Annotated in this window: 16 protein-coding genes; 3 read left to right on the forward strand and 13 right to left on the reverse strand. The window is 40.2% G+C overall.

Features of this window, described 5'->3' with window-relative positions; translation table 11 throughout:
• Positions 1-24 precede the first annotated feature (24 nt).
• Both BR73_RS0100975 and BR73_RS0100980 read left to right on the forward strand, forming a co-directional pair.
• Complete coding sequence (locus tag BR73_RS0100975; RefSeq protein WP_033164027.1) at positions 25-1,011, forward strand: ATP-binding protein; 987 nt, start codon at positions 25-27, stop codon at positions 1,009-1,011.
• Between the two features lie 173 nt (positions 1,012-1,184).
• Positions 1,185-2,354: a ribose-phosphate pyrophosphokinase gene (locus BR73_RS0100980; RefSeq protein ID WP_033164028.1), complete on the forward strand. Its 1,170-nt coding sequence runs from the start codon at positions 1,185-1,187 to the stop codon at positions 2,352-2,354.
• 388 nt (positions 2,355-2,742) lie between these two features.
• Here the strand turns inward: BR73_RS0100980 and BR73_RS0100985 are convergent, their stop codons facing one another.
• The 6 genes from BR73_RS0100985 to BR73_RS0101010 form a co-directional block, all read right to left on the reverse strand.
• Positions 2,743-3,564: a MerR family transcriptional regulator gene (locus BR73_RS0100985; protein WP_033164029.1), complete on the reverse strand. Its 822-nt coding sequence runs from the start codon at positions 3,562-3,564 to the stop codon at positions 2,743-2,745.
• A 139-nt stretch (positions 3,565-3,703) separates the two neighbouring features.
• Positions 3,704-6,010, reverse strand: coding sequence for a PBP1A family penicillin-binding protein (locus tag BR73_RS0100990; protein ID WP_197032608.1), 2,307 nt, complete (start codon positions 6,008-6,010; stop codon positions 3,704-3,706).
• A 155-nt stretch (positions 6,011-6,165) separates the two neighbouring features.
• Complete coding sequence (locus BR73_RS0100995) at positions 6,166-8,322, reverse strand: AAA family ATPase (protein WP_033164030.1); 2,157 nt, start codon at positions 8,320-8,322, stop codon at positions 6,166-6,168.
• 12 nt (positions 8,323-8,334) lie between these two features.
• A complete protein-coding gene (locus tag BR73_RS0101000) occupies positions 8,335-9,405 on the reverse strand; it encodes a DNA repair exonuclease (RefSeq protein ID WP_033164031.1) in 1,071 nt (356 codons plus the stop codon).
• Positions 9,406-10,067: 662 nt separating this feature from the next.
• Positions 10,068-11,996, reverse strand: coding sequence for a substrate-binding domain-containing protein (locus BR73_RS0101005; RefSeq protein ID WP_033164032.1), 1,929 nt, complete (start codon positions 11,994-11,996; stop codon positions 10,068-10,070).
• A 584-nt stretch (positions 11,997-12,580) separates the two neighbouring features.
• Positions 12,581-13,483: an N-acetylmuramoyl-L-alanine amidase gene (locus BR73_RS0101010; RefSeq protein ID WP_033164033.1), complete on the reverse strand. Its 903-nt coding sequence runs from the start codon at positions 13,481-13,483 to the stop codon at positions 12,581-12,583.
• 205 nt (positions 13,484-13,688) lie between these two features.
• On the opposite strand from BR73_RS0101010, the gene BR73_RS0101015 reads away from it, so the two are divergent.
• On the forward strand, positions 13,689-14,096 hold the full coding sequence (locus BR73_RS0101015) for a hypothetical protein (RefSeq protein ID WP_156034562.1): 408 nt from the start codon (positions 13,689-13,691) through the stop codon (positions 14,094-14,096).
• A gap of 3 nt (positions 14,097-14,099) precedes the next feature.
• Here BR73_RS0101015 and BR73_RS0101020 read toward each other — a convergent pair whose 3' ends face one another.
• The 7 genes from BR73_RS0101020 to BR73_RS0101050 all read right to left on the reverse strand — a co-directional run bounded on the left by BR73_RS0101020 (position 14,100) and on the right by BR73_RS0101050 (position 21,007).
• The gene (locus tag BR73_RS0101020; protein WP_033164035.1) at positions 14,100-14,648 is read right to left on the reverse strand and encodes a GNAT family N-acetyltransferase; all 549 of its coding nucleotides are present in this window, start codon (positions 14,646-14,648) and stop codon (positions 14,100-14,102) included.
• Positions 14,649-14,815: 167 nt separating this feature from the next.
• Positions 14,816-16,576 (reverse strand): M56 family metallopeptidase, encoded by a 1,761-nt coding sequence (locus BR73_RS26980; RefSeq protein WP_051684879.1) that lies wholly within the window; start codon positions 16,574-16,576, stop codon positions 14,816-14,818.
• Positions 16,576-16,938, reverse strand: a complete 363-nt coding sequence (locus BR73_RS0101030; RefSeq protein ID WP_033164036.1) for a BlaI/MecI/CopY family transcriptional regulator — start codon at positions 16,936-16,938, stop codon at positions 16,576-16,578. The genes BR73_RS26980 and BR73_RS0101030 overlap by 1 nt, the downstream gene beginning before the upstream one ends.
• Before the next feature lie 649 nt (positions 16,939-17,587).
• The gene (gene pstB, locus BR73_RS0101035; protein WP_033164037.1) at positions 17,588-18,337 is read right to left on the reverse strand and encodes a phosphate ABC transporter ATP-binding protein PstB; all 750 of its coding nucleotides are present in this window, start codon (positions 18,335-18,337) and stop codon (positions 17,588-17,590) included.
• Complete coding sequence (gene pstA, locus BR73_RS0101040; RefSeq protein WP_051684880.1) at positions 18,337-19,224, reverse strand: phosphate ABC transporter permease PstA; 888 nt, start codon at positions 19,222-19,224, stop codon at positions 18,337-18,339. The genes pstB and pstA overlap by 1 nt, the downstream gene beginning before the upstream one ends.
• Complete coding sequence (gene pstC, locus BR73_RS0101045) at positions 19,211-20,089, reverse strand: phosphate ABC transporter permease subunit PstC (RefSeq protein ID WP_033166959.1); 879 nt, start codon at positions 20,087-20,089, stop codon at positions 19,211-19,213. Before pstC ends, pstA begins: the two co-directional genes overlap by 14 nt.
• 150 nt (positions 20,090-20,239) lie before the next feature.
• A complete protein-coding gene (locus tag BR73_RS0101050) occupies positions 20,240-21,007 on the reverse strand; it encodes a substrate-binding domain-containing protein (RefSeq protein ID WP_051684881.1) in 768 nt (255 codons plus the stop codon).
• Between the last annotated feature and the right edge of the window lie 132 nt (positions 21,008-21,139).

The raw sequence follows: 21,139 nt of genomic DNA on the forward strand, positions 1-21,139 counted from the left end.
GTTTTCAGAAGGAGAAATAACCCTATGGCTCTTAAGAACTATCAATACAATAAAATCCTGCGGGACTATGACAACAGGCAGCTGGAAGCCAAGCACGCTCTGGATAACCGAATGGAGGAGGCCTATGGGAAAATTCCTGCCTTAAAGGAAATCGACGATGAAATAGTAACCTGCGCTATTGAGAGTGCCAGGCAAATGCTGACGGGTAATGAAGAAGCTCTGGAGAATCTAAAGCTGGTAGCAAAAGGTGCAGATAAACGCAGGGAAGCCCTGCTAAAAGCCCATGGTTACCGGGCTGATTTTCTAAAGCTCCGTTATCAGTGCCCGGACTGTAAGGATACCGGTTACATCGGGAACGAAAAATGCCACTGCTTTAAGCAGGCCATTGTAGATATTGTCTATTCCCAGTCCAACATGAAGGAAGCTATCAGCAGAGAAAATTTCAGCTCCTTCTCTTTTTCCTATTATGCGGAGGATTACATTGACCCCTCTACCAAAACCTCCCCCAGGGATAATATTGCAAGAGTGGTAAAAGAATGCAGAAACTTTATTGACTCCTTTGATACAGTAAAGGGCAACCTGCTGCTTTATGGAAATACCGGCGTTGGGAAAACCTTCTTAGCCAATTGTATTGCCAAGGAATTATTAGATAAAGCTTTTACGGTAATCTACCTTACTGCTTTTCAGCTTTTTGATATCCTTGAAAAGAACAAATTCGGAAAAGGGGAAGAAAATTTCGAAGCCGGCAGCCAATTCGAATATATATTGGACTGCGATATGCTGATTATAGACGACCTTGGCACAGAGCTTACCAATGCTTTTGTCAATGTTCAGCTTTACCTCTGCATTAATGAACGGCTGCTTCGAAACAAGTCCACTGTCATCTCCACCAACCTGTCCCTTGACAATATAAACACCCTCTACAGCGAAAGGGTATTCTCAAGAATTGCCAGTAATTTCACTCTCTTAAAGATTATAGGCGAGGATATTCGACTAAAAAAACTGTTTTAGCCTTGACTAACTTTACCGATAATGGTATAACGTTAATGGACATTTTTCGTGACGGTTCAGTGGAAATGAATTTTAAGAATAAAATGTACTGAATAATTCACATAATCAATCTATCCTAAACAATGGGGTTTAAGATACTTTAACTCCCTAAAATCAATTGGAGGTCAAACGAAATGCCGCAGCAAGAAAAAATACTAGAAACGATTCCCGTCGGCACATTGGGCATGATTGCTCTGGAAAGCAGTAAATCCCTTGGACAGAAAGTTAACGACTACATTGTAGACTGGCGCAGAGCAAGGGAAAGCGAGCACACATCCACTATTGCCTTTGCAGGTTATCAGCGTGATTCCTACTTAATCGATGCTCACTGCCCCAGATTTGGTACCGGTGAGGCAAAAGGTGTAATCAAAGAATCCGTTCGTGGTTCCGACCTTTACCTGCTACTGGACGTTTGCAACTACAGTTTAACTTATTCGGTATGCGGACATACCAACCATATGTCACCCGATGACCACTATCAGGATCTTAAAAGAATTATTGCAGCGGTAGGAGGCAAGGCAAGAAGAATTACAGTTATCATGCCTTTTCTCTATGAAAGCAGACAACATAGAAGAAGCTCCAGAGAATCACTGGATTGCGCTCTTGCTTTACAGGAACTGACTAATATGGGAGTAGAGAGTATTATAACCTTTGATGCTCATGACCCCCGTGTACAGAATGCTATTCCTTTAAAGAGCTTCGAAACCGTACAGCCTACTTATCAGTTTATCAAAGCACTTGTAAACCATGTGCCAGACCTCAATATCAGCTCCGATAACATGATGGTAATCAGCCCCGATGAAGGTGGTATGAACCGTGCCATTTACTTCGCAAATGTGTTAGGAGTAGACCTTGGTATGTTCTATAAGCGCAGAGATTACACCACTGTTGTCAACGGCCGTAATCCAATTGTTGCCCATGAATTCTTAGGCTCCGATATCGAAGGAAAGGATATGCTTATCATTGATGATATGATTTCCTCCGGAGAAAGTATGATTGATGTTGCCAAGGAATTAAAGAGACGCAAGGCCGGCAGAATTTTCGTAGCTTCCACTTTCGGTTTATTCACAAACGGACTTTCTAAATTCGATGAAGCTTATGAGCAGGGCTTAATCTATCGTGTACTTACCACCAACCTGGTATATCAGACAGAAGAGCTGCTGTCCAGACCTTACTATATCAATGTAGATATGAGCAAATATATCGCTCTGTTAATAGATACCTTAAACCATGATTCTTCTATCAGCAAACTGTTAAATCCTACAGAGCGCATTCAGAATATCCTGGCAAAGGTTAAGAAATAACACTTAAGGGGGCTGCCTTAGGCAGCCCTTTTTTATTTCTTCATGCTGTTCTGATTCGTTAATCCGTCTTCCTGAAATTCTGATACAATTTCACAGACCGTATCAGGAAAAGTCTCTTTTAACAAACATTCCAATTCATTATTCATCAATACCTCTTTCTTTGCTCCAATCCCCATATAATATTTCTGCAAATAAAACCTCAGACATCTTCATAACTTAACAGATAATATTGGAATAATAACTGATAGAAAAATTTTCGTACATGCAGTTAATTATAACTGCTTTGTATTATTTTATAATTTATCAGGGGCTTACATGGTTATCCTAAGACGCAAAGACGAGGCTGCTGCATATCAACAAAGTTGCTGCAGGAAGCCCCGTCTCACTATTAATTACTGATTTTCTTTTCAACCGGTAACTGTATTTCCGTTATATATTCTTCTTCACTTTCCGAATTCCATTCACCTTTTAAATAAAGCTCTCGTTGAGGTCCGTTTATAGTATAACCGTTTTCCTCAATCCAGCTTGAAGCCGCTTTATAGGCCTGCCCTATGGTTTTATAGGGACCTTTGTGTATGACACAGGCCGCCGGGACCGATTCAAGGTTTCTTACATTAACCCGGTCACTGCCTTTTAACTCTCCTGTGATGGCTTCCAGCACTTCTGCATCAACTGCATTTTCAAGCTCTTTGTTATCATAATAAATTACCAGGCAGGGAGGTATAATCTTACCCTTGTTGCTCTCAATGTAACTCACCAGCTCCTCCCACAAATGTCCTTGCTCAGGATAATCAGGTATTATATCCCTTAAGCCTGCCACCTTGATTTCTTCTGTTTTCTTAAAGATTACATCATATTCCATTGTAGTGCCCTCCTGATCCAGGTATTCCATATAGCCCTTTAGCAGATTAAGACGTTCTTGTTCCCTGTCAATATTGTCCTGTATCTGGGACTGCTTAAAAGCAAGAAGCTCCTTTAAGGTCTCTTTCCCTTTGTTTTCCTTTACAATGAGCAGAATCTCCTCCAGGGAAAATCCCATGTCCTTTAGATTCAGTATACGGTTAAGGATAGTCATCTGTTCTGCCGAGTAGTAGCGATAACCGGTCAGTTCATCCGTCTTTACTGGCTTTAACAGATTCAGAACATCATAATGCCTTAAGGTTGCTATGGTCACTCTGTTTAATTTTGCGAATTCTCCGATTTTAAACATTCGTTTTCCTTTATGGGTATTTATAAGTTAATTTAATACTCAGATTTTTGATTGGGGCCCCAATGAAATTAGTATAAACCCTGCTGTTACAATAGAGTCAATATCAAGATACAAAAATATTTAAATATTTTTACTTTATTTATGGTGTAGCAAAATCTGTTTCTCCGTCTCCAGTGCCGCTTCCCTCATCTCCATTCGCACCACCATTATTCTGACCGTCATCACTGCCGTTTCCGTCCTCTTCACCGCCTTCGGTAGTATCCGGATTAGTGGGTGCCTCTGTCAGCCCTGGCTCTTCCCAGCCGTCCTCCCAGTCGTCCGGATCTTCAGGCGTGGGAGTCGGTGTATCTGTTGGTGTAGGGGTTGGCGTATCTGTTGGCGTAGGAGTTGGGGTATCTGTTGGCGTAGGGGTAATTCCCTGATCTTCTGCCTTCTCTGCATCGGTTCTATTATCCGTATAAACAGGGAAAGATATATTCTCCAAGCCTTTATGGATAACATTCATGTATGTCTTCCAGATAGTACCGGGATAGCTTGCACCTGACAAACCGCTGGTGGATTTGGGGATATCATAACCCACCCAGACTCCAGTGGTGTAATAGGGCGTATATCCTACAAACCAGCCATCCTTCTTATCATTTGTGGTACCAGTCTTACCGGCACTTATCATGTTATCAAGTCCAAGACCTCTGCCGGTTCCGTTCTTAATAACTCCCGTCATTACATCCGTCATCATTCTCGCGGCATTTTCACTGTATACCTGCTTTTTCGCAGTTTTATTCTCTACTATTACATTTCCCTCTGAATCCTTGATGGTAAGGATACAGGTAGGTGCTCTGTATACGCCGTCATTTTCCAAAGCTGCATAAGCAGAGGTTATTTCCAGAGGACTGACACCGTTTGTAAAGCCTCCCAGTGAAGCTGCTGGATAATAGTCATTCTTATCAATCTTAGCAAAGTTCATATTCAGGAGATAAGATAAGCCCACCTTTGGCGTAAGTTCTTCAAAGAGCTGCCAGGCAATGGTATTCTTAGATTTTTCTACGGCTGTTCGAACAGATATCTTTCCAAGATACTTACCGTCTGCATTGGAGGGTCCTCCTTTAAATTTATGGTCATCCACCACATTGTCAGGATAATAACCGTTCTCAAAGGAGGGTGTGTATACAATAAGGGGTTTGATGGAACTACCGGGCTGACGGAAGCTCTGATAAGCCCTGTTAAGAGTATACCCCTGAGACTCCTGATATCTGCCGCCTACTATAGCGACTACCTTACCGGTTTCGTTATCAATTGATACCGCTGCGCCCTGGAATTCGTAAGTACCATCCTTGTTTTTCTCTGTAAAGTCTGCCAGGGTATTATCAACTGCTTGCTGAAGTGCTTCCTGTTTTTTCATATCAATGGAGGTATAAATCCGGTAGCCTCCATAATAAAGGGATTTCTGATACTTGGTATAGGTCTCGTTGTATTCCTTATCATACTCTTCTTTGTCCGCATCGCTGTCAAATTCCGTACGGAACACAAAGCCTTCTGCTTCCATTAATGCTCGTGTAGCAGTATAGAAGACATAAGTTTCAACGTAATTATTCTTATCGACCTTCTTGGTTTTTATCTTGATTTTTTCTGCTACTGCTTCATCATATTCTGCCTTGCTGATCTGACCATCCTTATACATCTGAAGAAGGATTCTATCCCTTCTCTTTGTGGTGTTTTCGGGATAATCCAGCGGATCATAGATAGTGGGGTTATTAGGTATGGCACAAAGGAATGCAATCTGCGACAAACTCAGCTTATCTACATTCTTATTAAAATAACCTTTGCTGGCCGCCTGAATGCCATAATAACCGTTAGCAAAATAAATATTATTCAGATAAAACTCCATGATCTGTTTCTTACTGTATTTCTTTTCAAGGTCTACAGCAATAAATATCTCTTTTAATTTTCTCTCATAACTTACTTCATTACTTAAAAAGATGCCTCTTGCCAACTGCTGGGTGATGGTACTGGCTCCCTGGGTTATCTTCCCCCTATGTTTGATCAGCGCCAGAGCTGCCCGGATATTGGCATTTAAATCAACGCCGCCATGCTCTAAGAATTTCTTATCTTCAATGGAAATCATAGCCTGAACTACAATCTGGGGTATTTCCTTGTATTCCAGGTAGTAAACATCCTTTTCACCCTTTAATACAGATAAAAGTTTCTTGTTGGTGTCATAGACAAGGCTGGTCTCCATCTGTCTGAAGGTATCCGGAGTTGAATTGCTTACCAGCTCGTTGGCCTGTTTTTGATATTCCACAAAATCGTCTCCGTAGCGGTAGTCAAAATAAAGGCATCCCGCAAGGAAAAGTAGAGAAAACACTAAAAATACTGAGAGCAGTATCAGCCTGATCTTCTGTCTTAAGCGTTTATTCTTTTTTTTCTTCTGCTTTTTATTTGTTGCCATAACAATAACCATACCTTTCTAGGAACCTGCAATGCTTTAAGCTGCAGGTACAAATTTGGGGTGCTGATTAATTTATTCACGCAGCATTGCCTGCTGCAGCAGCTCTAATAGCCAGGTTTTGAATATTTATTAATCACACTGTAGAAGCCAGAAGGTCACAATAATTTCTCATAGTTGCAACTTCCCAGGTCAATGTAATGGAACGGGGTTCCTATACTTTCCAGGATCTCTCGTTCCCTGTTATGGCAGGTAAATAGAATTATCTGCCTGCCGCTCTTTGCTAGATGTTCGAGGGCCTTACGTGTTCTCTTATCATCATAATAGGCAAAACAGTCATCTAACAGAAGGGGCAGTCCCTTCTGATACATGATATCAGAGACACTCAATCTTAGAGCAAACAAAAACTGTTCCATGGTTCCGGCACTTAATTTGTCCCAGGGCCTGTATTCCTCATTTATTTCTGTTTTCATTTCAAGATTCTCATCAATTACTATCCGGTTGTATTTCTCTTCTGTAAGTCCTGCTATTAAATCAGATATCTTATGATTTAAGGTACTCCCAAAAGTATCATGAATTTGCTGTGATAAGCTCCTGATAGTACTGATAGCAGCAGCTACTGCCTTAATTTCCGTTTGAATTTCTTCATCCTTCTCTTTTAAGCTCTTCTCCTTTTCCTGGTAAAGAAACAGTTCTTCCTCCTTACCGGCAAATGCATTAAGCTCCCATTTAATCTGCTCACATTGCAGCTTCAACCGGTCCCTCTCACCGTAAAGCTCATCTTTCGCTCTTTGTACTTCCTTTTGCTTCTCCTCCAGATAGATACTGACTCTATCCAGCTCCTTGCTGTCAGGGATATACCCCTGCATCAAAACGTCTTCCCGGAAAAAGGAGAACTGATTTAATAAATGGAGTATCTCTTCTTTTCTTATAGCCAGCTTTTCTTCAAGACGGTTTCTCTGTCTTATGTACTCCCTTTTCTGCTCTTCCTTAAAGTTTCCTTCTATTTCCCTCTTCAGTGACTTTTCATATAACCCTGTTAAATCATTTTCCTCCTGAATTCCATATCTTTTCAGCAGTTCTTCTCTTTTTTTCCTGTTTCTTATTAATTCATTCTCTATTTGTACAAGTAACCTGCCTGTATATTGCTTTTGTTTTTTCAGACTATTCCTATATAATATACCTACCGCTGCTCCTGAAAGAAGTAGTGCTGTTCCAACTGTGAAAAGCAGATTGTTTAATACAGGCTGTTGGCTTAAGTTTACTGCTCTTAAGAGAAATAAACATAGACCAGCAGCTCCTAATCCTGCTGCCAGCACTCCCCTGGTACCTTTCCTTCCTTTTTCGCCGGAGGCCTCGTTTAAAAGGCTGCTCTTCTCATTCTCCAGACTTTCTTTTTCCTTCTGGTAAGCCTTTAGGATATCCAGTCCTTCTTTTAATTCCATACTACCAGCCTGGGCTCTCATGGCAAGCTCATTATTTAAAGCTTTCAGACTCTCTTCCAGTTCTTTCATCTGTAGCTTATTGCTTTCGTAGTCCGCAATCTTATCTGTTATCAGCGGTACTTTAAGCAGGAGGCTTTCATAATTCGAGTTGCTCTCACCAGCCGTTTCCTTACTATCAAGGCTTAAGCATCTGGCTTCTGCCTGTGACAGGGTTCCTGTTATTATATTCAACTGGTTCATCAGGCTATCCGCCTTCAGTTCCATTGCTAATGCCTTTTCAATCTTTATTTTTACCTCTTTTAGTTCCTGGAGGGGTCTGTTCCCCTCCAATTCCCTCTTTTTGTTCTGTAAGAATACCAGCGCTTTGTTGACATCCACTTCGTTATTTTTAGTAAGTGAGAGGTTCGTGATATAATTTCTGACCTCACCCGCCAGTTCTGCCCCGGTTCTGATCCTTTGCTGTTCAATGCTGATGGTATTCACATAGCCGGATTCTGTAAGACCGCCAAGAAGTTCCTGTATATTCATAGGCTCTAATTCTCTCCCGGTGTCCAAATCCAGGAAAGAAGTACTTTTATTATTTTTATCAAAATTCCGGAGGATACGGTAATTCTTACCTTCAACAGAAAAATCCAGACTTCCTCTGTATAGAGATGGATTCTCCCAGGGCTGGAATCTGGTGTAGATATCTTCTTTGGAGGCTCTTCCTCTGGGTTTGTCTATGCCAAAAAGCATTCCTCTTAGAAATCCATGAAGGGTAGACTTACCCGCTTCATTTTCTCCGTAAATCAGATTAATGCCTTCCTTTAAGGATATATTCTTTTGATGGAATTTTCCGAAATCCGTTATTTTAAGCTCTCTAAATTCCAAGTGTTTCTCTCCTTATTTATAATTCTTGGCCTCCAAAAGGGCTTCCATACCATAATAAAGGGCTTTTTCTCCCAGTTCGCCAGCAAAACCGCCTTCTTCGATTGCCTTAATATAAAGTCCTATAATGTTATCTTCATTTTCCGCTTTCAGCGCAGAAAAATCATAATCCGGAAGAGTACCATCCGTTATCTCCAAAATATTACCAAGGGAAGTCAGCCCTTCTATGTCAAAGACGGTATCTCTGTCCCTTTTTCCCGCAAGCAGGAACTGATAAATATTATTTTCACCATTGGACTTTATAGCTTCTTTTATTTTGTCACGTATTTCACCGTTTGTAAAACCGGTCTGAATGGGTATTGTTATTTTATAGTAACCACAGGCTGCATAAGGTATAAACTCTGAACTAAGGCTTCCTGCTTCTTCTTCCTTTGTTATCTCTCCCCTGATGTAACCTCTTTCCCCTGTCTCATTCTTATCCATTGGTTCCAGGGAGCCGGAATATGCCATATTTTCCGCCAGATACTGAGGTTTATGAATATGCCCCAGCGCTATATAATCAAACCCCGAATGCATCAATACATTCTTATCAAAGGGTATGTTATCCGGTGTCCCTCCATGAGCCAGCAGAATATTGATTCGTTCCGGACACCCGGGGCTTATGCGGTCATACAAAGGCTCTCTGATTTCCCTTGCATGGTAACTTAAACCATAAACTTCTGTGTTGATATCCTCCAGGAAGATGCTGTCCATCTCCTTATTCTTAAGCATATGCACATTGGCAGGCCATATAAAGTCCGCATAAGGAGAGCGCTCACTGATATAATCATGATTTCCTGCTATCAGAACTACCTGTGTATGGGACAATCTCCCCAAATTATAAGCTGCTTCCTTTAACTCCCTCAGCAACGGCTGTTTATGAAAAAAGTCTCCTGCTATCAGTAAAAGATCCAGCTCTTCCTTTTCACATAGCTCTGTAATACGATGGAAGCTTTCCCAGATATCTTTCTCTCTTTGCTCGCTCCAGGGACATCCCCTGTCGGGTGCTGCTCCCAGATGCACATCTGCTATATGGATGAATTTCATAGTGACACCTCATTTTAATGTGAATTTACTTCTCTTTCTTTCACTCTTCCAAACAGGATGCCGCTTTTTGGTATCACAAGCAGCTTTCAATACGTCCAAAACCGGCACCTCCTGTGCTGGTTTTGGTGTTTTTCTGCAGGAAGCTGTTTTTTCCTCCCACTTCCCTGTCAGGCTAATTGCATATGAACAGCCTCTAAACTGCCTGAGATAGTTTATGGCTAATATCCTGCTTCGTACATTATAGCACAGTAACATAGACAAAACTATGAAATAAAAGGTAGGAATGTTTAAGATTCTATTGCATTAACTTTAAATTTTTTAAACTATCATGTAAAAAATGATTTTTTTTTGATTATTTATTTAATGATTTAATTTATAATCCCTGGTATTGATTGGATAGTATTATAGCATAGAACCGTTTTTAAGTCGAGTTCTTTCGAATATATGTTCGGTTCAGGTAAATAGCGGTGCTGAATCAAGTGAAATTTCTGCACGGTGGTACCAGCTGCTATATCAGCTCTTCGTAAAGTCAAAAAAATGCTCCACCCTGCAACTTACAGTTAATGGAGACTATAAAGATACTTTTAATTATCCGCTTTATAGTGATTCCTATTAAACTGTGTGTTACAAGGAGAGCATTAATATACATTTTCTTAATTTTATTAAAATCTCTGTTCAAAAATCTTAAGGTTATTTGCATTTACTTCATAGGTGCCGGTATCCGTAACCTTCTTCACTTCTTTGCCTGCGAATATATCCACGAATAGTTCCAAAGGAACACTTCCCCATACAAAAGGCCTTTGGGCAACTGCTGCCTTAATGCTTCCTTTTTTCATATGCGCAGCTACTTCCTTTGTAAAGTCAATGGTTACCACTTTGATATCCAGTCCATGGCTCTCGACATATCTTGCATATGCCAGTCCCCAACCCACATTGGTAGAGAAGAATAACCTGGTGTCCGGATAATCCTTTAACATCTTGGTAATTACTCTCTCTGCTTCTTCTTTGGAGGGTTCCCCGACAACCCCAACCTGGTGTACAGATATTTGGGAATTCTCTGTGACTTCTTTTATAAAACCTTCAGCTCTTTCTTCAATTGCTGCAAGTTTATAGTCCGTCCACATTCCGATTACAACATCTCCTCTGCCGCCTAAGAGCTGTTTTACAATCATACCTGCGCTGCGGCCGCATTGCAGTGTATTGGTACCAATAATAGCTTCATGAGAAATTCCCTTAACCGGAGACTGAATGAATATGATTTTGACACCTTTCCCCGACAGGTTCCGAAGTTCTCTGGCAACCGCTTCATCCTCTATGGGTGAAATTGCAATTCCATCAAAGCTGTTAATGGAAATATTCTTAAGAATATCAACCATTTCTTTTGTTCCCTGTTCACCCCTGGACTTAGGCGCATAGATCTCAACCTCCATATTAAGTACTTTGGCGGTCTTTTGTGCTTCTTTTGCTGCCGGCTCCCAGAAAGGATCGTCCAAATCCCAGATAAGGGCTATCTTTTTCTTCTTCTTTACCACCAGAGAGGTCTTAATGGAATTAGAATTCTTCTCTATGTAAGATACCTTATCACATAACTCCCTGGTCATCTTAACAAGGATATCAGCCATACTGTTCTGGCTTATCGTTAAGGAGGCAACCTCCTCCGTCGTTGCAGAGGACTCTTCCACAACAGCTGCTATGCTGCCTAATGCTTCAATAAGGGTAGTCTTTTCCCTTGTCAGCAGACTGACTTCTTCATTGAAATCCTTCTGTCTCTTTATGAATATATCCGCAGTATCATTCACCTGCTCCACGGATTTAATTACTTTGCTCACAGCATGGTTCTGCTCTGTGAAAATTACAGTAGAAGAATCCATAACCCCTCTTAGGTTGTCCAATTGCCCTGTAATATCTGAAAGTGATCTGCTGATATTCTCGCTGGCCTGCCTGCTCTCTTCAGACAGCTTCCGGACTTCTTCTGCAACCACTGCAAAACCCTTTCCTGCTTCTCCGGCTCTGGCAGCTTCTATGGAAGCATTCAAGGCAAGGAGGTTGGTCTGAGAGGCAATACTATATAATACTTTCGTTATCTCTGTTATGTTCTTGGTTTTATTCAATAGGGTGTAGATGGCATCCGTAATTTCCGTCATGACCTTTTCATTCTTTTCCTGGTTAACGGACAGATTATGAATAGCTTCTTTTCCTTCTGCGTTTACTTCACTCATATCATAAGCAAGTCCTATCAATTCCTTGGATTTCATATCCATCTCATTGATCTTGTCTGCCAGATGATCTGCAACACCCATACATCTCCCCACATCATCTGCCTGGGATTGTGCTCCTTGAGCTATGTACTCTGAGGAATGCCTAACACTTAATGAGGTGTCAACGATTTCTTCCACTACGCCTTCCAGCTGCCCGGAAATGGATTTTACATTGTCAAAATCATTACGGAACTGAGTAAAGTATTTTCTGTAGTTATGGTACATATCATTTTGGTCTGTGTCATCACTGCCGATAAACTCGTTCTCAAAATCCCAGTCCAACATTCTCTGTATCAAGATTGGTCTCTGTAATCTCCTGCTGCTCTTAAACATAGTTAACCCCCTTAAAGTTATATTAATTATTGTATCACCAATTTGTGCATAATTCAATTTATTTCTTTGTACCCCGTCGTTTATTATGTGTTTTTGTATTTATTTTTACATCTATACAATAATTATATAGTTGTTTTGCATAATATTTTTTTAAAATAGTATATTATTCTACATTTTACGTTGTATATTATACATAAATCGACTCTTTTCATCTTTTGTTCTGTTTCTTCTGTTTTTTACTTTTATTGTTATATAAACACCTGTACTATCGGGCGTTGCTCTTTAGAGGAGGAAATTTGTCTAATACCGCAAAACCCGGAGATTTAGTAGTAAGTTTCCAAAATCACAAAAGCAGTATAATTACATGTGAGGCGGGCAGCAGGTTCCAAGGATATTCAAACAAGTCTCCATTCAATTTACTGACGATTCTAATTCATGTTTAAATCCCCCAGGACAAAGGATTAGAAAAGAGATATCTCACAGGAATAAACTCTTCTAAAAAAGGGCTGCTGTATTTATACTACAGACTTCAGAAATTTTATTTACATTCTGTTACCTTATACAAATACAACAACCCTGATATTCTATTTCTTTCTGCCTTTTGACAAAGCGGTAATGGTATTACTGCCGGCTCCCCAGCCGGAATCTTTACCGGTCTGATTCCAACCAAGTTTTTCCCAGTAAATAAGCACTGCTATCCTTGTCTTGTTACCATATTTTCCATCCACTGCTATAGGTATAAAGCTTTCTCCGGTAAGCACTGCGTTCAGCTTCTCCTGAAGCCACTTGATATCCTTTACGGAGGAGCTTTTCTTAATGGTCTTCTTTGGTATATATACTTCAGAAACATATTTAACACCGGTATATTCGCAGATGCCTTTACAGATTTCCTGGGCGGACTCTTTCCAGAAAGCACTGTTTCCCATCATCTGCAAGGCTTCCCTTTCATTGGTCATGAAACACAGCTCTGTAAGAATTGCTCCTTTGGTTCCAAGGGTATTGCAGTTACACATGGCAAGGGCTGACTTCTTTATTCCTCTGTTTACCTGAGAGGTTCCTTGTGCCAAATATTTCAGCACTGCTTTCGCAAGCTTTTCGGATTTACCGCTGTAACTGCTATGAATATAAACTTCTACTCCGTCTGCCGCATTAAAGGTCTTTCCATCACCGTATGCATTATAGTGTATACTTACAGAGTAATCACACTTTGCATTCCTGATGGCAGTCTGTCTTTCCGTGAGAGGGGTATCGGCATCATTTTTCGGATTATTATCATTAAATCCGGTCATAACCGTGGTAAATCCACAGCGTTTAAGCTCCTGAACCAGAAGATAGGCCACCCCTACAGCCGCTACATGTTCCCTGATGCTTTCACCTTTTTTTATATCTGCTTTTCCGTCTTTGTCAAAATCCACATCTGTTGGCACGGGAGGTGTGCGTTTACCGGCAGTGTCATAGCCATGTCCTGCATCAACTGCTATTTTCATTTTTGCCCTCCTTACTATATTGAATTGGGTTAGACATTTTATTATAATTAATATATTCTTTGGTCTGTTAACGTTTTCTATTTACTTATATCTATGAAATAAGTCAATTATCATGTAACTTTTGTTTGCCGTAATATATTCCGGCATAATAGTATATTTAAATACGTCTAGATAAGTGCGGGTTTTAGGACGTTTTTAGGTACTTTTGAAAAATACTGGACAGCATGATTATTATAATGCAATTGATCATAAGTTTTGCCTTGCCTTGGGATATTCTCGAATAATCTTAAGGCATTTTAAGAAAGGAATGGTGATTAGTGTAATGACGAAACGAGAGTTAAAATTTCTACTTACAGATCTGGAATTATATAGTTCTAAGAAAATAACAGAAGAAGAAGCTGTGCAAAAAGATCCCCAAACAATCTACCACGAAAATGGGAGTGTTTATGAATGGGAGGATACAGAACTTGACCATGAGGATATGCTCCTGGCATTGCAGGCTAAGCAAACCGCAGACATCCATGCCATTAAGAATATCTGCGGTTTCTTTGCTTTTGTATTGTGTATTTTTCTCATCTGGCTGGTGTTTAGCTTATTTGCAATAGTACTCTAGATTTTATCTATCCTCTCTTAGGATAGCATAATAGGCAGTATCACAAATACCGGTATTATTCTTATCCCCCTGCCGCTTGATTCCTTCAAAGCGCAGGCCGCATTTTTCCATAACTTTACCGGAGGCTGGATTTTTAGTGTCATGTCTTGCTTCAAGGCGGTTAAATCCAACCTCCTCAAAGAGATAATCCCTTACTGCTGAGAATGCTTCTGTCATAATATTTTTGCCCCAGAAAGCCCTTCCACAGCAGTAACCTATCTCAGCCGCAGAAATCTGTTCATTCATATGTACCACTCCTATACTTCCGATTGGTTCCTGTATTTCTTTCAGTACCATACACCAGTGATAATTATCCGTTTCTCTCGCTTTCTCTTCCCATATGCCAAGAAGTGCTCTGGTGCCTTCTACATTTGGGTGTACCGGCCAGGTGAGATATCTGGTCACCTCTTCATCACTGGCCCAGTTTCGATACATATCTTCTGCATCCTCTGTACTAAAAGCCCGTAGTATTAAGCGCTCTGTTTCTAATGTTTTTGTTCCCAGATGATTCATAATAAGCTCCCCCTTTTATTTTATTTTTATTATATATTTCTTCTCACGACTAATAGGTCATCAACCGGCTGGTTAAGAAGTAGGAAATCTCTTCCTCTTACATTATACATTACCACCCTTTGTGCCTTTATTTCACCGGCTTCTATAGCCGCCCCATGAATTATATGCTAATCTGAGGGAAGAAAGTAGACAGCAGTCTGGTTCCAGGTATTATCATTCTTTAATTCCAGTTCTGTTAATACATAGCCGATACAATCCACATGGACACCTGTAGGACCGGTAAGATATTGCTTTATGATTAATTTTACCTTTTCCTCTTTCATTTGTACAGCAAAATCACATATTCCGTCAGCTGCCACAGGCTCAGCTGCTTTTCCCTGTAATTTGCTCCATTCCTCTGTTTGGCCGGTTCTGGCATAATGAGCACCTAATATATCCTTATCAACCTGTAGGACTCTTCTTTTCTTGTAGTCCAGTATAACCGCTGAGGTTCCATCCCAGTTCAGATAGTATGGAATCCCCGCAAAGACATCATATTCCGCCGGTAAGGCAACGGACTGGTATACCTGACCCTGTTTTGCATACACCAGCAATCCATAGATTCCGTCTCCTCCATTTGAACCCATATCACTTATAAGAATAATTTCATTCTTCCCGTCGTTGTTCAGGTCCGCTCCTGCTATCTTAAATTCTTCCCTTCCCGGCTCCAAGCCATCTATTATCAAGACCTCCTGATTACCAAAGTTTACCGTAATGGTATTCGTACTGCCTTTTCTTTCTATAAGCGCAGTATCTTCAACACCGTCACCATCATAATCTTCTCCCTTATAATAGTCTTTCAAATAATAATTATGAGCCCTGCCAAAAAGTGAGCCAATTTCACCCTTCTCCACTATATCATCCACACTGCCATTATTACCTGATTCTCCTTTGTCTTTTCTGCTATTTTCGATGCTGTCTTCTCTGTCAACCGCTCTTACATCCCCTTTAACCGCAGGACTCAAAAATAACCCTATACATACAAATGCTACTATCAGCAGCGAAACTGATATAAGCCATCCTGCAGGCTTTTTATACTTTAAGATATTCTTGATTCTGCCCTTAACACTGTTTTCTCCAAACCCCAAAGGCACTCCTCTTAAGGAATCAACGCCTGCTGACAGGGACAGCAAAGAGTGCGAGTACTGCTTTTTGATACCTGTACCCAACTTCTTAACCACTGCTTCATCGCAGGACATCTCCATATCCCTATTCATAAGGACAAAAGAAAGCCAAACCAGAGGATTAAACCAATGCACACAGCAGATAGCAAAAGCCAGAACTTTTATCAGGTAATCTTTTCTCTTTATATGTACTCGCTCATGTTCAATAATATATTGCTCCTCAGCTTCCCTTAGTCCTTCCGGCAGGTATATTACCGGCTTTATTATTCCCATAACAAAAGCCGTTTTCACAACAGGTGTTTTATACAGGTTATCCCTTATCCAAACAGCACCAGTTAATTTCTTACGAAATGCCAGATAGGACTTCGCCTGAAAGAACACAATCAACACCAGACCTATCAGCCAAAGAATTATCAGGTAATCCATAACGGAAGGACTTTTAACCTTATATGCTGTAATTACAGGTTCAGCCGCTATTTCTTTAACGGGTTCTTCTGAGGGTGTCTGCTCACGGGTCATGATATTCTCTGGGTCAGGTAGTATCAGATAACTTTCTACCCTCTGGGAGTTCACCTGTTTTGGTATAAGGCTTATCATACTTTCCAGGGTTACAGGACATATCAGCTTTAGAAATACTATACCCCATAGGCAATAGGAAAACACTTTAGGCGATTTTCCAAGTAAAAACCTTACCCCCAATACAAACAGAATGACATAGCAGGAGATAAAGCTCATATTTAATATTTCAAGAAACCATTTCTCCACTATCTATCCTCCTCATAGGTATCTATAATTTGCCTTAATTCCTCTATTTGCTTTCCGGTAAGCTTCTTACGGCTGATAAAGGCTGTCAGGAATTTTGGCAGCGAACCGTCGTAATTTTTTCCCAGAAACTCCTCACTTTTTAACTGCAGGTATCCTTCCCTTGACACAATAGCCGTTACAACGGCTCCTTCATTTTTCAAAATACCTTTAATACATAGTTTTTTTAGTACCGTATACGTTGTTGATTTCTTCCATCCCCATGCTTCCTGGCATAATCTAACCAGCTCTCCGGAAGCTAAAGGCTCCCTGCTCCATATGAATTCTGCAAATTTGTATTCACTTTCAGTCATAATATATGCCATAAGTTTCTCCTCCTTGGTCTATAATTCATAGACCTGTTTCTGTATTGTTAGTCTATATCTTATAGACCTAAAAGTCAATCAAAAATTATGCAACTTATCAATAACATGGGAAGTACTATAGAAACTTTAGCGAACACATCTTTGCAAACTTTAGTTATTAGAAGCTACATGCAGGTTATTAAAATGTATACATATTAAAAGAAGATAATTAAAAGGGAGGCTTTATCCCATCTAGTTATCTTCTTCAAAGAAAATATTTTCTAATTTTTAGTATAGATTACTCCTGGTTGTTTCTTAAGATTACCTTATAGTTGTTTCTATAAAGATATCTTATAGTTGCTTCTATAAAGATATCTCATAGCTTCTTCTATAAAGAATACCCCATAGTTACTTCTATAAAAAACACCTCTTAGTTTTTTCTATAAAGAATGCTTCATAGTTGCTTTAATAAAGAATACCTCTTAGTTAAATTATTCAATAAATACCAGTATTTTAATAATTTCTTTAATCATCAATCTGGCAGTACATCCTATATGGTAAAACAATATCGTTTAAACAGTCAGCTATGTAATGAAAATTCCTCTATTTTTTAAAACTCCCACAAGATAAAACCGTTAAAACTATAATCCCTCTTCCCTTGCCTTTCTCATCACCCAAAATGCCCGCTAACATATTCAGCTGTCTTTTCATGTTTAGGATTTGTAAAAATAATATCCGTGGTATCATATTCCACCAAATCACCAAAAAGGAAGAAGGCAGTTTTATCAGCAATACGGGAAGCCTGCTGCATATTGTGGGTAACAATAACGACGGTATAGGTCTTTTTTAACTCCACAATCAGATCTTCAATCTTATAAGTGGATATGGGATCCAGGGAGCTGGTGGCTTCATCCATTAAGATTACCTCAGGATTCAGGGCAATGGTTCTGGCAATGCATAATCTCTGCTGCTGTCCGCCGGAAAGGGAGAGTGCACTCTTTTTCAAACGGTCCTTGACTTCCTCCCAAAGCGCTGCCCCCTTTAAGCTGTTCTCAACGATCTCATCGATTTCACGTTTTTTCTTACCGTAGTATTTAGGTGCATAAGCAACGTTGTCATAGATACTTAAAGGAAATGGATTTGGTTTTTGAAATACCATGCCAATCTTCTTTCGGATTAACATAGGGTCTATCTTACTGTCATATATGTTAATATTGTCAAATATTACCTCTCCAGTTATTCTGCATCCCGGAATAATATCATTCATTCGGTTCAAAGTCTTTAGGAAAGTCGTCTTTCCGCAGCCGGAAGGCCCGATTAATGCCGTAATTTCATTTTTCTCAATATCCATATTGATATTGTTGATTGCCTGCTTCTCTCCGTAAAAGAGGTCTAAGTCTTTTGTAGTTATGATACCCATTATTTAAAGCTCACTTTCTTCTTAAAGATTCCTGCTATTGTATTGGCAGCCAGATTAATAATAAATACCAGAATAATTAAAACAGCAGCCATTGCATAAGGTACCCAGTCGGGTGCTCCGCCTTCTGTGGCGTATAGATAAAGCTGTACCGTAAGCCCCGCTCCCGGTTCTAAAATATGTTTTCCATAATTGGCAGGCATGGTATAGTCCACACCAGCGGTGTAAAGTAACGCTGCCGATTCACTCACAATTCGCCCGATACTTAGGATTATGGCAACCACTATACCCGGAAGTGCACAGGGCAGCAAAATAGTTCGGATGATATGCAGCTTTGAGGTTCCAAGAGAAAAGGCCGCCTCTCTGTATGTGGGATTTACCTGCAGGAGAGCTTCTTCCGTGGTCCGAATCAGGGTAGGAAGTACAATCAGGGTACAGGTTAAAGCTCCTGCCAACATAGAACCGCCGCTGCTGCCGGCTTTCAGGGTATTAATAAAGAAAGCCAGCCCAAATAAGCCATATACAATAGAGGGAATACCCGCAAGGATTTCTATGGCAAACCGTATAGACGAGATAATTTTGCCGGGCTTTGAATATTCAGCAAGATAGATGGCTGTACCGATACCAAGGGGTATGGACAATATAAGGGAAAGGAACACTATATATAAAGTATTGATAATCATAGGTGCAATCCCGTATGTCTCATATAAACGGGAGGGTGCCGTAGTAAGAAACTCAAAGCTGATATAGGGAAGTCCCTTTACGATCAAATATAAGATAATAGCTATGACCATTAAAGTAACTGCAGCTGTTACGGAATATATCAGTGCCCGAACAGCAATAACTCCAGGTTTAATTTTCTTTTCATAGAGGTTCTTATCCATTTGCATTACCTGCCTTCTTAATCAAGAAATGAAAAATAGAATTGATAATAAAAATAAATACAAACAGTACCAATCCAATACCAATCAGTACACCTCTGGTCTGCTCTGTGGCATAGGACATTTCTGTCACAATAGCTGTTGTGAGAAAACGTACAGGTTTAAGCATGGAGGGCATTTGAGGAATATTACCGGCTACCATGATAACTGCCATGGTCTCACCGATGGCTCTTCCTACTCCCAGGAGGACCGCCGCCATAATACCCGATTTGGCAGCAGGAATAATAATACGAAAGAGGGTATACTCTTTTCCCACACCCAGAGCAAGAGCTGCTTCCATATAGCTTTTGTCCACTGCATTAATGCTGGTTTCACTTACGCTGATGATAGTTGGCAGAGTCATAATTATCAAAACTATAACAGCAGAAATCATGGCAAGCCCGGAAGAGAGATCAAATATTTTCTGTACATAAGGCACAATAAAAATCAAACCTAAAAAGCCGTAAATTACCGACGGAATTCCCGCTAACAGACTGATTACGGAACGCAGAACAGAACCCAGGCCCTTAGGCATCAGCTGTCCAATTCCCAAGGCAACAAGCAGAGAAATGGGAACTGCGATCAGAACAGTAAAAAAAGTAGAATAAAAGGAAGAAATGATAAACGCCAGAATTCCGTAGCTTGGAGGTTCATTGGCAGAGTTCCAGACAGACCCGAAGAGAAAATCCTTTAATCCCACTTTGGCTATACTTGGAGCACCGTTTGCTATCATAAATGCTCCGATTAATATAACCGACAGGACCGTAATTAAGGCAAAGAAAAAAACGATACCTTTAAATAGATTATTATATAAATAAACTTTCTGTTGCTTCATTCTTACCACACATTCCGCTGCTTCTGGCAGCACAATTTTAAGGAATAAATCTATAAACTGGCAATGCCACTGCGCATTTGCAGTGACATTATCCAAACACACTATGCAGCTAAAACGCCTAACCTGAAACCAACCTGTATATAAGTTTAACTATTTTACAACAATCTGGCAGGCTGCTGTTTTCTTGCCATCGCTGGTAGTTACGGTAATTGTTACTTTTCCTGCTTTTTTAGCAGTTACAACACCAGTAGCAGATACTGCAGCCATATCACCAAGAGACATATATCCGATAGCACCGGAATTGTTCTGTACGGAAGCCTGCATAACCCCTGTGCTGGCAAGTGAACCGTCAAGATTTACATCATATCCGCTGGGAAGTGCAGAACCAAAATCCGCCTTAAAGAAATCTTCGAAGCAGCTTCTGGTACCGGAACCGGACTCACGGCCAAAAGGAGCAATCTTCACACTGGTGGAATAGGAACCGGATATCTGATTCCAATTCAAGCTGGAGGTATCTCTGGTATAGATTTTATAAAGCTGAGAAGGAGAAAGTTCATTTACAGGGTTGCTTTTATTAACAACTACAGCTAATCCGTCCAGACAAATCTGAACTTTGTTTAAAGTCTGAGCTTCAGTGCTTGTGATATCCCTGCTGGACATACCAAAGTCTACCGTACCTTTTGTTGCATCTGTAATACCTGCACCGGAACCGGTCACATTCTGTTCAACGATCTTAATGCCTTTATTTTTAGCCATGAAAGCTTCCGCAAGTGCCTGGATAAGCGGATTGACGGAAGTAGAACCTGATAAAACTACTGTTCCTGTAACTGATGCCGCAGATACCTTCTCTGCCGGAACACCCTGAAAGATTGAAAATGCTAATGCTACAGTTAAAACCAAAGACATAAACTTTTTCATGACATTACTCCTTACAATTTTTTTATTTTACGGGCTAATAATGACTTTAAGACACGCCCTGATTACTTGGTCATTATAATCTTTGATTGTAAAGAAATAAGCATGAATTTGAAAATTATTCCATTGGTATTG

This window comes from Clostridium sp. KNHs205, from assembly GCF_000702945.1.
Taxonomy (GTDB): domain Bacteria; phylum Bacillota; class Clostridia; order Lachnospirales; family Lachnospiraceae; genus Anaerocolumna.